Origin of the sequence: Vibrio sp. 10N.247.311.51, from assembly GCF_041467855.1 — a bacterium.
In the GTDB taxonomy this organism is placed as follows: domain Bacteria; phylum Pseudomonadota; class Gammaproteobacteria; order Enterobacterales; family Vibrionaceae; genus Vibrio; species Vibrio coralliirubri.
The window spans coordinates 21248-33195 of record NZ_JBFSVK010000042.1; the positions used below are offsets into that span (position 1 = coordinate 21248).

Here is an 11948-nt window from a genome sequence, read left to right on the forward strand (position 1 = left end):
TTATATGTACAGAACACGTTGCAGTTCTTGATAGCTGGTGGTGCCTTCAAGCAATTTATCTACCCCTGACTCTTGCAGAGTTCTCATGCCTTTTCGACGTGCCAAGTTTTCAATCGCTAACGCGTTAGGTTTGTCTATCAGACTATTTTTCAGTTGTTCGCTAAACGGCATCACTTCATAGATACCCACTCGCCCCGAATAACCTTGGTTACACTCATTACACCCTTGAGGGTTCGCTTTGTAGATTGTTTGGCTGTTAGGAATCGAGTGACGCAGAAATATGTCCGGCGAGTCGTCAACTTCTTTGCAATAGTTGCACAATCGTCTTGCCAGTCGTTGGGCGATAATCAAACTCAATGATGAGGCGAGGTTAAAGGGTTCTATCCCCATATGAGCGAGTCGAGTGACGGTTTCTGCGGCGGAATTAGTGTGCAGTGTCGAAAGCACTAAGTGACCGGTTTGCGATGCTTTGATCGCGATCTCTGCGGTTTCCAAGTCGCGGATCTCTCCAACCATCACAACATCAGGGTCTTGTCGTAAAAATGATCGCAGTGCTTCAGCAAAACCAAAGCCGATCTTAGGTGTTACTTGTACTTGATTGATACCACACAGGTTAATCTCCACTGGGTCTTCAGCTGTCGAGATATTGCGTTCCGTAGTGTTAAGCACTCGAAGGCCTGTATAAAGGGAGACGGTTTTTCCGCTGCCGGTAGGTCCTGTCATTAAGATCATACCTTGTGGGCGTTTCAGGGCATCGAGGTAGAGTGCTTTTTGATCTTCGGTGTAACCTAACTTATCGATATCTAGATTGGCCGCACTACTATCAAGCAGTCGAAGAACGATCTTTTCACCCCATAAGGTCGGCAGCGTTGATACACGCATATCAATTGCCAAGTCGTTATTTAGACGCAGTTTAATACGACCATCTTGAGGCAAGCGACGTTCGGCAATATCAAGCTTGGAGAGTATTTTCAGACGAGCAGATAAACGGCGACTTAAATGGGAAGCGGGTTGTTGTATTTCAACAAGGATGCCATCACAACGCAGTCGTACTCGGTAGTGCTCTTCGTAGGGCTCAAAATGGATATCTGATGCACCTTTACGCACCGCATCAACCAGTATTTGATTGATAAAGCGGCTGACAGGGGAATCGTCTTGGCTAAGATCTTCTATCGACGCTATCTCGTCGTCTGACACTTCAACAAGATTAGCGAGTTCATCTTGGGTGATCTCTTTGCGTTTAGAGTCTTGCCCGGAAATCGAACGGCCATACAGCTTTCGTATTGCGCCTTCTAGTTCTGAGTAGTTGGCGACAACCAATTCGATCTGCAGCCCTGTCGCGAATCGAAAGTCGTCTTCCGCTTGTAAATCGGTCGGGTCGGCGGAGGCGAGTGTGAGAGTCGAGCTAGAGACTGAAATCGGTATAGCACGATACTTGGTTATCAGTTCACGAAGCCCTAGTTGGTCGCATAAGCCTTCATAGTCTGTATGGACGAGCTGTACTAACGGTAAGCCGAAGATGGTTTTAATGTTGTTTGCTAAGGACTCACCGCTGAAGAAATCGAGAACGAGCAAAGCTTCAGGTGTCGAAATACCTGAAGCTTGTACATATTCCGCAACAGCTTGCTCTTGAGTCAGGCTAAGTAAGCCAGCCTGACGGAGAACGGTTGGGAGGTTGGTTAGCATTTATGAGCAGCCTTTAGGCGCCTCAAGAGTTGTGGGTACAGGGGCTAGAGCACACGTCCATCCCGAACTGGAGTCTCTAGTGTATGTAAATACAGAACCAGTTACAGCGCCATCATCGTGAGTAAAGGTAATCGTTGTATTTGTAACTCTAATAGTACCTAAACTATTAGCGCCGGCAGACACACCTAAATCACTTGGTTGGGCTCCAGACAAAGAACCATTTTCTTGTATATAAAGCTCTGCTGGAGTAATTATGGACTTTACACTGGCAAATCCAGAGGCTAGTTCGCTCTTTGACACATAATCCTTATATGCAGGAACAGCAATCGCGGACAACACACCAATAATTGCCACCACAATCATCAACTCAATCAGAGTAAAGCCTTTCTGGTTCGTTCTTTTGTTCTTGTTATTCATTGTCTAATTCCATTCTTTAGTTTGTTTCAGTGCAGGCACTGGTTGATGGAAAGAATAGAAGTTGAGATGGGGGAGTGGAATGGTGTTCAGGTGTGGTCGCGAGTGGTTTGGTATTTATTGGTGTAGTGTTTCATATAGCGCGCAAATTTATGCGATCAACTTAAATAACGGTTTGAAATACTGATAATTCAGGCAATAAAAAAGGCACCGTTATAAACAGTGCCTTTACATAAATTATTTATTATTCAGACAATTACGCTTTGAATCTCATTGATAGATCCATTGCTTTAAGGTGCTTAGTCAGTGCACCTACCGAGATGTAATCAACGCCCGTTTCAGCGAACTCAGCAATGGTGTCTAGCGTCACGTTACCAGAATTTTCTAGTGCTGCACGTCCTGCGTTGATTTTTACAGCCTCACGCATCATGTCTGTGGTGAAGTTGTCTAGCATGATGATGTCTGCGCCAGCGCTGATCGCTTGCTCTAGCTCTTCTAGGCTTTCGGTTTCCACTTCCACTGGCTTACCTGGGTTCAGCTCTTTTGCTGTAGAGATAGCCTTCTCAATGCCACCACAAGCGATGATGTGGTTTTCTTTGATTAGGTAAGCATCGAACACACCAATACGGTGGTTGAAACCGCCACCACAAGCTACCGCGTATTTCAGTGCGCTGCGTAGGCCAGGAATCGTTTTACGAGTATCTAACAAGCGGCATTCAGTGTGTTTGATTTTGTCTGCGTAGATAGCTGTAGTAGTCGCACAGCCAGATAGCGTTTGAATGAAGTTCATTGCGTTACGCTCACCCGTTAATAGCGCGCGAGCTGGGCCAGTTAGCGTGCAAAGCGTTTGGTTTGGTTCAACCTTGTCGCCATCTTCTACGTTCCACTCGATAGTCACTTCACCGCCCAGTTGCTTAAACACTTCGTCAGCCCAAGCTTTACCACAGAACACGCCGTGTTCACGGGTAATAATGGTTGCACTGTTGATTGCGTCTGTAGGGATTAGACTTGCCGTAATATCAGCCGCTGGATCTAACGTTCCACCTAGATCTTCTTTGATGGTCTCAGCGACTGCACGAGTGATCTCTAGAGGCAGTTGCTCTTTTAAGTAGTCAAGGCGTTGGTGGCTGTTATGTGTGTTTTTCATCGCAAATCTAATCTTGAAAGGGAGTGGGAATGGAATGATACTCTTGCTTAACTTCAAATTAAAGAGGCTAGCGCGACTGCTCTATGGGCAAGGTCACATCTTATTGTGCTAGCAGAAAAGAAAGTGAGACCAAGATGACGATCAGCTCCAACGGATGGTACGACAACGCTCGGCATGTTCCTTCTCCGTATTTTGATGCTCGACCGAGTGCCGACGATATCTCTCTGCTGGTGGTTCACAACATTAGCTTGCCTCCGGGTCAATTTGGTGGACCTTACATAGAACAGTTTTTCACGGGCAAGCTAGACCCGTCGGAACACCCGTTTTTTCAGGTGATTCACCAAATGGGCGTATCGGCGCACTGTTTGATTCGTCGCGATGGGGAAGTGGTGCAGTTCGTTTCTTTCTTAGACCGAGCTTGGCATGCTGGCCAGTCGAGCTTTGCAGGGCGTGAAAGGTGTAATGATTATTCGATTGGTATTGAACTGGAAGGCAGTGACTTTGTGGCTTATAGCGAGCAGCAGTATCAAGCGCTTGCCCAATTAACAGAAACGATAGTATCGACGTTCCCTCAAATCACCAGCGAACGTATCACTGGCCATCAATATATAGCGCCTCTGCGTAAAACTGACCCTGGCTTGGTCTTCGATTGGCAGAAGTTTAAAAAAAATCTCAAACATTAAGCCTCCGTTTTTGACGATGGCCTTACCGCTGGTGGGCGTTGAATAGTCAACGCCTATCATAATGACTTGTGAATTTTTGTTGTTGCGATGTAAAGAAAGTGGTGAAGAGAAGCGCATCAATAAATTGAGAGTGTGACGAACTTATCAAACACTCATTTATTAAAACTTATGAACAGAATTTCCACCCTAAATGTGCGCTTGGTTCGATTTTTAAACAAGTGACGCTAATCTTTCTGAAACAATTCATTTTTATCCTGAAACTTTCTAGCACGAACACTCCCCAAAAGTATTACCCCTGTAAATGGTAAGACCAATTTGGTTGCTGTTTTAAATTTCATTTGTTAAATCATGGTTAATTCACGCTGTATTCTATGATGCAGGTCAATTTTAGGCTGGACAGTGGCGTTTTAATTATGTTAATTTCTGCCCAACTTAAAATTGGTATTACCAATTGTCAGCGAAGAAAAAGAAGAACAACAAACTATGGCTTATCAAAGGATTCGTCAGCCAAAACTCTCCGATGTTATCGAACAAGAGTTAGAAAGGTTGATAGTGGAAGGAACACTGGCTCCAGGGCAGCAGCTGCCGCCTGAGCGCGAACTGGCGAAACAGTTCGATGTGTCTCGTCCTTCGATCCGAGAAGCGATACAACGTTTAGAAGCAAAACGCTTGCTTACTCGCCGTCAAGGTGGAGGTACGTTTGTTAGCGAAAATATCTGGAAAAGCTTTTCAGATCCTTTGCTTAATTTGTTGTCGTCCCATTCTGAAACCCAGCTAGACTTGTTGGAATCGCGTCATGCGATGGAAGGGATTTCGGCTTACTTCGCGGCATTGCGTGGCACTGATGAAGACTTTGCTCGAATTCAAGCATGCCAAGAAAAAATTCGCGGTGCGCAAGATAAGGGTGATATTGAAGCCGAATCTGCAGCGGTGATGGCTTTTCTTATTGCTTTAACAGAGGCAGCGCACAATGTGGTGTTATTGCACATTGTTCGTAGCTTGGCTCCGTTACTCGAACAAAACGTCTTAGAAAATTTAAAGCTGTTGCATCGTCGTAAAGACGTTGTGGAGAAAGTGAGTATACATCGAGCTAACATTGTGGATGCGATCGTTTCAGGACAGCCAGAACAGGCACGTGAAATGTCACACTCTCATTTAGCTTACATCGAAGAAACATTGATGGATTTGACCAAAGAAGAGTCGCGCCGCGAACGTTCTTTACGTCGAATTCAACAGGGTAAATAGCCGTAATACTTCGGCTATTTACGTGTTTAGTAGAATCCAACTAACAAAAAGGATAGATCGCCATGTCTGACATGAAGCATGACGTTGATGCTCTGGAAACTCAAGATTGGTTAGAAGCTCTTGAGTCAGTAGTACGTGAAGAAGGTGTAGAACGTGCACAGTTTTTACTAGAACAAGTTCTAGATAAAGCGCGTTTAGATGGTGTTGATATGGCTACAGGCATCAACACAAACTACATCAACACAATTCCAGCAGCACAAGAGCCAGCTTACCCTGGTGACGTAACTCTTGAGCGTCGTATTCGTTCGATTATTCGCTGGAACGCAATCATGATCGTATTGCGTGCTTCTAAGAAAGACCTAGACCTTGGTGGTCACATGGCTTCTTACCAGTCAGCAGCAGCGTTCTACGAAGTATGTTTCAACCACTTCTTCCGTGCTCCAAACGAGACAGACGGTGGCGATCTAGTTTACTACCAAGGTCACATCTCTCCTGGTATCTACTCTCGTGCATTCGTTGAAGGTCGTCTAACTGAAGAACAGCTAGATAACTTCCGTCAAGAAGTTGATGGTAAAGGTATCCCTTCTTACCCGCACCCGAAACTGATGCCTGAGTTCTGGCAGTTCCCGACAGTATCTATGGGTCTTGGCCCTATCTCTGCTATCTACCAAGCGCGCTTCCTTAAGTACCTTGACGGCCGTGGCCTGAAAGAAACTTCAGCGCAACGCGTATACGCGTTCCTAGGTGACGGTGAGATGGATGAGCCAGAATCACGTGGTGCTATCTCTTTCGCTGCGCGTGAGAAGCTAGACAACCTATGTTTCCTAATCAACTGTAACCTACAGCGTCTAGACGGCCCTGTAATGGGTAACGGTAGCATCATCCAAGAACTTGAAGGCCTATTCAAAGGCGCAGGTTGGAACGTTGTTAAAGTTATCTGGGGTAGCAACTGGGATTCTCTACTAGCTAAAGACACTACTGGTAAGCTTCTTCAACTAATGAACGAAACTATCGATGGTGATTACCAAACATTCAAATCTAAAGATGGCGCATACGTACGTGAGCACTTCTTTGGTAAGTACCCAGAAACAGCTGCACTAGTTGCAGACATGACTGATGACGAAATCTTCGCTCTTAAGCGTGGTGGTCACGATTCTTCTAAACTGTTTGCTGCATTCAACAATGCAAAAGAGACAAACGGTAAGCCAACTGTAATCCTAGCTAAGACTGTTAAAGGTTACGGCATGGGTGATGCAGCTGAAGGTAAGAACATTGCACACGGTGTTAAGAAAATGGACATGACTCATGTTCAACACCTACGTGATCGCCTAGGCCTAGAAGACATCCTTTCAGATGAGAAGATCGCTGAACTTCCTTACCTGAAACTGGAAGAAGGTACGCCTGAGTACGAATACATGCACGCTCGTCGTAACGCTCTACACGGTTACACACCTGCACGTCTTCCTAAGTTTACTCAAGAGTTCAAGGTTCCTGAGCTAGACGCATTCGCACCTCTACTAGGTGAACAGAAGCGTGATATCTCTACAACTATGGCTTATGTACGTACGCTAAACATCCTTCTTAAAGATAAGAACATTGGTAAGAACATCGTTCCTATCATCTGTGATGAAGCTCGTACATTCGGTATGGAAGGTCTATTCCGTCAGGTTGGTATCTACAACCCACACGGTCAAGAATACACACCTGAAGATAAAGGCATCGTTTCTTACTACAAAGAAGCAACGTCTGGTCAAGTTCTTCAAGAAGGTATCAACGAACTAGGTTCTATGGCTTCATGGGTTGCTGCTGCAACTTCATACAGCACAAACGATCTACCGATGATCCCGTTCTACATCTACTACTCAATGTTCGGTTTCCAACGTATTGGTGACATGGCATGGCTAGCAGGCGACCAACAAGCTCGTGGCTTCCTACTAGGTGCTACTGCAGGTCGTACAACACTGAACGGTGAAGGTCTACAGCACGAAGATGGTCACTCGCACATCCAAGCGAACACTATCCCTAACTGTATCTCTTACGACCCAACGTTTGCTTACGAGCTAGCGGTAATCATGCAAGACGGTATTCGTCGCATGTACGGTCCTGAGCAAGAGAACGTTTACTACTACCTAACAGTAATGAACGAGAACTACGCAATGCCAGCAATGCCAGAAGGCGCTGAAGAAGGCATCCGTAAAGGTATCTACAAGCTTGAATCTCACGCTGGTGCTAAGGGCAAAGTTCAACTAATGAGCTCTGGTACTATCATGAACGAAGCGCGTAAAGCGGCTGAAATTCTAAGCGAAGAGTACGGCGTAGCATCTGACGTATTCTCTGTAACGTCGTTCAACGAACTAACTCGTGACGGCCAAGCGGTAGAGCGTGACAACATGCTTCACCCAGAAGCTGAAGAGAAAGTACCGTACATCACGACTGTTCTTGGTAAAGAACCTGCAATCGCAGTGACTGACTACATGAAGAACTACGCTGAGCAAGTACGTGCGTACATGCCAACTGAGTCTTACAAAGTACTTGGTACAGATGGTTTCGGCCGTTCTGACAGCCGTGCAAACCTACGTCGTCACTTCGAAGTTAACGCTGGCTACATCGTAGTTGCAGCTCTAACTGAACTGGCTAAACGTGGTGACATCGAGAAATCTGTAGTTGTTGAAGCAATTGCTAAATTCGATATCGACACTGAAAAAACTAACCCGCAATACGCATAAGACTGGCATTAAGGTAGGTAAATACAATGACAATCGAAATTAATGTACCAGACATCGGTGCTGACGAGGTTGAAGTAACTGAGATTCTTGTAAACGTTGGCGACAAGGTTGAAGAAGAGCAGTCACTGATCACTGTTGAAGGCGACAAAGCTTCAATGGAAGTTCCTGCGTCTCAAGCGGGTATCGTTAAAGAAATCAAAGTAGCGGAAGGCGATTCTGTTTCTACTGGTTCTCTTATCATGATCTTCGAAGCGGAAGGTGCTGCAGCAGCACCGGCTGCTCCAGCAGTTGAAGCGGCGGCACCAGTTGCAGCTGCTCCTGCAGCGGCAGCTGAGCTTAAAGAAGTTCACGTTCCTGACATCGGCGGTGATGAAGTTGAAGTAACTGAAATCATGGTTGCTATCGGTGACGCAGTAGAAGAAGAGCAATCTCTTCTTACTGTTGAAGGTGACAAGGCTTCAATGGAAGTTCCTGCACCATTCGCTGGTATCGTTAAAGAAATCAAGATCGCTTCTGGTGATTCAGTATCGACTGGTTCTCTAGTAATGGTATTTGAAGTAGCGGGCTCTGGCGCTCCTGCTCCAGCGGCGGCACCAGTTGCAGCGGCTCCAGCAGCATCAGCTGAAAAAGAAGTAAACGTTCCTGATATCGGTGGTGACGAAGTAGAAGTTACTGAAATCATGGTAGCGGTTGGCGATACAGTAGAAGAAGAGCAATCTCTAATTACTGTTGAAGGCGACAAAGCTTCAATGGAAGTTCCTGCACCATTCGCTGGTACAGTAAAAGAGATCAAGATTGCAGCTGGCGACAAAGTGTCAACTGGCTCTCTAATCATGACGTTCGTAGTTGAAGGCGCAGCGCCTGCTCCTGTTGCAGCACCTGCACAAGCAGCAGCTCCAGCGGCGGCACCTGCTCCTAAAGCAGAAGCACCTGCAGCGGCTCCAGCAGCAGCTGGCGACTTCCAAGAGAACGGTGACTACGCGCACGCTTCTCCAGTAGTTCGTCGTCTAGCTCGTGAATTTGGCGTTAACCTTTCTAAGGTTAAAGGTACTGGTCGTAAGAGCCGTATCCTTAAAGAAGACGTTCAGTCTTACGTTAAAGATGCACTTAAGCGTCTAGAGTCTGGTGCAGCGGCATCTGGCAAAGGCGGCGACGGTTCTGCTCTTGGTCTACTACCATGGCCAAAAGTTGACTTCAGCAAGTTCGGCGAAACTGAAGTTCAGAAGCTTTCTAAGATTAAGAAGATCTCTGGCGCTAACCTGCACCGTAACTGGGTAATGATCCCTCACGTTACACAGTGGGACAACGCAGACATCACTGAGCTAGAAGCATTCCGTAAAGAACAGAACGCAATCGAAGCGAAGAAAGACACTGGCATGAAGATCACTCCACTTGTGTTCATCATGAAAGCTGTTGCTAAAGCGCTAGAAGCATTCCCAGCGTTTAACTCTTCTCTTTCTGAAGATGGCGAAAGCATCATTCTTAAGAAGTACGTAAACGTGGGTATCGCTGTTGATACACCAAACGGTCTAGTTGTTCCTGTCTTCAAAGACGTGAACAAGAAAGGCATTTACGAGCTATCTGAAGAGCTAATGGCTGTTTCTAAGAAAGCACGTTCTGGTAAGCTAACAGCGGCAGACATGCAAGGCGGTTGTTTCACAATCTCTAGCCTTGGTGGTATTGGCGGTACTGCATTTACTCCAATCGTAAATGCTCCAGAAGTAGGTATCCTAGGTGTATCTAAGTCTGAAATTAAGCCAGTTTGGAATGGTAAAGAGTTCCAACCACGTCTACAGCTTCCACTGTCTCTATCATACGACCACCGTGTGATCGATGGTGCTGAAGGTGCACGCTTCATTACTTTCCTAAACAGCGCACTATCTGACATTCGTCGTCTAGTACTGTAATTGAGAAAGTAATTATTAAGGTGACTTTCGGGTCACCTTAATTCTTTATATAAAGACTATTTTTAGAGAACAGTTTCCTGCATTTCTCATAATCTGATGGGGAATTGTTGTCTAGCTCACAGGCTAACTTAAAGCTACTTTCACACTGTTAACATCTCTGTAAAATGTTTCCTGTTTGAAAGCCCAATAATTTTAAGAACATCTACTCAGCCTGTTAGGGATAATGACTACAAGAGGTCACAATGAGCAAAGAAATTAAAGCCCAAGTTGTTGTACTTGGTTCAGGTCCTGCTGGTTACTCAGCGGCATTCCGTTGTGCGGATTTAGGTCTAGAAACAGTACTAGTTGAACGTTACAGCACTCTTGGTGGTGTATGTCTAAACGTTGGTTGTATTCCATCAAAAGCACTTCTTCACGTTTCTAAAGTAATCGAAGAAGCTAAAGCGATGGCAGAGCACGGCGTTGTATTCGGCGAGCCACAAACGGACATCAACAAGATCCGTATCTGGAAAGAAAAAGTAGTTGATCAACTAACTGGCGGTCTTGGCGGTATGGCTAAGATGCGTAACGTTACTGTTGTTAACGGTTTCGGTAAGTTCACTGGCCCTAACAGCATTCTTGTTGAAGGCGAAGGCGAAGCAACAACTGTTAACTTCGACAACGCAATCATTGCTGCGGGTTCTCGCCCAATCAAACTTCCTTTCATCCCACATGAAGACCCACGTATTTGGGATTCTACGGATGCACTAGAACTAAACGAAGTACCTGAAAAACTGCTTATCATGGGCGGCGGTATCATCGGTCTTGAGATGGGTACGGTTTACCACTCTCTAGGTTCTAAAGTTGAAGTTGTAGAGATGTTCGATCAAGTTATCCCTGCTGCGGATAAAGACATCGTTAAAGTTTTCACTAAGCGCATTAAGAATAAGTTCAAGCTAATGCTTGAAACTAAAGTGACTGCTGTTGAAGCGAAAGAAGACGGTATCTACGTTTCAATGGAAGGCAAAAAAGCACCAGCTGAAGCTGAGCGCTACGATGCTGTTCTTGTTGCTATCGGTCGTGTTCCAAACGGTGCACTTATCGACGCTGAAAAAGCGGGTATCGAAGTTGATGAGCGTGGTTTCATCAATGTTGATAAGCAAATGCGTACTAACGTTCCTCACATCCACGCGATCGGTGACGTTGTTGGTCAACCAATGCTTGCTCACAAAGGTGTGCATGAAGGTCACGTAGCTGCTGAAGTTATCTCTGGTAAGAAGCACTACTTCGACCCTAAAGTAATCCCATCAATTGCGTACACTGAGCCAGAAGTTGCTTGGGTAGGTAAGACTGAGAAAGAAGCGAAAGCTGAAGGCATCAACTACGAAGTTGCTACTTTCCCTTGGGCTGCTTCTGGTCGTGCAATCGCTTCTGACTGTGCAGATGGCGTTACTAAGATGATCTTCGATAAAGATACTCATCGCGTAATCGGTGGTGCTGTTGTTGGTACTAACGGTGGTGAACTTCTTGGCGAAATCGGCCTAGCAATCGAAATGGGTTGTGATGCAGAAGATATCGCTCTTACTATCCACGCTCACCCAACTCTACACGAGTCTGTTGGTCTAGCTGCGGAAGTATTCGAAGGTTCAATCACTGACCTTCCAAACAAGAAAGCAGTGAAAAAGAAGAAGTAATTCTTCTTTAGGCACTCGCTAATGTTTTTAAAAGCCGCTGATTCGTCAGCGGCTTTTTTATGCGTCATTATTAGTGAGTCATTTTACTAAAAGAGATCCCCAACTCGCTCGTACCTCGCTCTTGAGGATGACGAAATGAGGTGTTGAAGTTTGTGATTGGGTTATTTTTGAATATGAGAGAGTTGCTGCTCACTATTTACGTCATTCCTTAGATTGACGAAGGAGGGAGTAGGGAATCTCTGGCTCGAGTGTTTGATGCATTTCTTCGATAATGAAGTGAAGCGCAAGAGTTCTTTATATCCGTCATTCCCTAGACTGACGAAGGAAGGAGTAGGGAATCTTTTTCAACCAATATCCATCTATCGGTAACAAAAAAGGATTGACGAAAACGCCAACCCTTTCAATAGCTTTACTCGAATCTCGAATCTCGAATCTCGAATCTCGAATCTCGAATCTCGAATCTCGAA

8 protein-coding genes are annotated in these 11948 nt (G+C 45.5%); 5 read left to right on the plus strand and 3 right to left on the minus strand.

Annotated elements, in window-relative coordinates:
- The 3 genes from pilB to nadC form a co-directional block, all read right to left on the minus strand.
- Positions 1-1686 (minus strand): type IV-A pilus assembly ATPase PilB, encoded by a 1686-nt coding sequence (pilB, locus tag AB6E85_RS24290; RefSeq protein WP_372144537.1) that lies wholly within the window; start codon positions 1684-1686, stop codon positions 1-3.
- Positions 1687-2103 carry a prepilin-type N-terminal cleavage/methylation domain-containing protein gene (locus AB6E85_RS24295; RefSeq protein WP_372144539.1) on the minus strand — a complete coding sequence of 139 codons (417 nt, stop codon included), beginning with the start codon at positions 2101-2103 and terminating at the stop codon, positions 1687-1689.
- Between the two features lie 253 nt (positions 2104-2356).
- On the minus strand, positions 2357-3247 hold the full coding sequence (gene nadC / locus AB6E85_RS24300; protein ID WP_048605742.1) for a carboxylating nicotinate-nucleotide diphosphorylase: 891 nt from the start codon (positions 3245-3247) through the stop codon (positions 2357-2359).
- A gap of 83 nt (positions 3248-3330) precedes the next feature.
- Here nadC and ampD point away from each other — a divergent pair, with 83 nt between their 5' ends.
- The 5 genes from ampD to lpdA all read left to right on the plus strand — a co-directional run bounded on the left by ampD (position 3331) and on the right by lpdA (position 11481).
- On the plus strand, positions 3331-3930 hold the full coding sequence (gene ampD, locus AB6E85_RS24305) for a 1,6-anhydro-N-acetylmuramyl-L-alanine amidase AmpD (protein WP_048605740.1): 600 nt from the start codon (positions 3331-3333) through the stop codon (positions 3928-3930).
- 483 nt (positions 3931-4413) lie between these two features.
- On the plus strand, positions 4414-5175 hold the full coding sequence (gene pdhR, locus AB6E85_RS24310; protein ID WP_009847596.1) for a pyruvate dehydrogenase complex transcriptional repressor PdhR: 762 nt from the start codon (positions 4414-4416) through the stop codon (positions 5173-5175).
- A gap of 62 nt (positions 5176-5237) precedes the next feature.
- Positions 5238-7901, plus strand: a complete 2664-nt coding sequence (gene aceE, locus AB6E85_RS24315) for a pyruvate dehydrogenase (acetyl-transferring), homodimeric type (protein WP_017059442.1) — start codon at positions 5238-5240, stop codon at positions 7899-7901.
- A 26-nt stretch (positions 7902-7927) separates the two neighbouring features.
- Positions 7928-9808, plus strand: a complete 1881-nt coding sequence (gene aceF / locus AB6E85_RS24320) for a pyruvate dehydrogenase complex dihydrolipoyllysine-residue acetyltransferase (protein WP_372144541.1) — start codon at positions 7928-7930, stop codon at positions 9806-9808.
- A 242-nt stretch (positions 9809-10050) separates the two neighbouring features.
- The gene (lpdA, locus tag AB6E85_RS24325; RefSeq protein ID WP_017059440.1) at positions 10051-11481 is read left to right on the plus strand and encodes a dihydrolipoyl dehydrogenase; all 1431 of its coding nucleotides are present in this window, start codon (positions 10051-10053) and stop codon (positions 11479-11481) included.
- Positions 11482-11948 lie beyond the last annotated feature (467 nt).

Coding starts and splice junctions, on each gene's coding strand:
- ampD (WP_048605740.1), top strand. CDS start 3,331: ATGGGCAAGGTCACATCTTATTGTGCTAGCAGAAAAGAAAGTGAGACC.
- pilB (WP_372144537.1), bottom strand. CDS start 1,686: ATGCTAACCAACCTCCCAACCGTTCTCCGTCAGGCTGGCTTACTTAGC.
- lpdA (WP_017059440.1), top strand. CDS start 10,051: ATGAGCAAAGAAATTAAAGCCCAAGTTGTTGTACTTGGTTCAGGTCCT.
- AB6E85_RS24295 (WP_372144539.1), bottom strand. CDS start 2,103: ATGAATAACAAGAACAAAAGAACGAACCAGAAAGGCTTTACTCTGATT.
- aceF (WP_372144541.1), top strand. CDS start 7,928: ATGACAATCGAAATTAATGTACCAGACATCGGTGCTGACGAGGTTGAA.
- aceE (WP_017059442.1), top strand. CDS start 5,238: ATGTCTGACATGAAGCATGACGTTGATGCTCTGGAAACTCAAGATTGG.
- nadC (WP_048605742.1), bottom strand. CDS start 3,247: ATGAAAAACACACATAACAGCCACCAACGCCTTGACTACTTAAAAGAG.
- pdhR (WP_009847596.1), top strand. CDS start 4,414: ATGGCTTATCAAAGGATTCGTCAGCCAAAACTCTCCGATGTTATCGAA.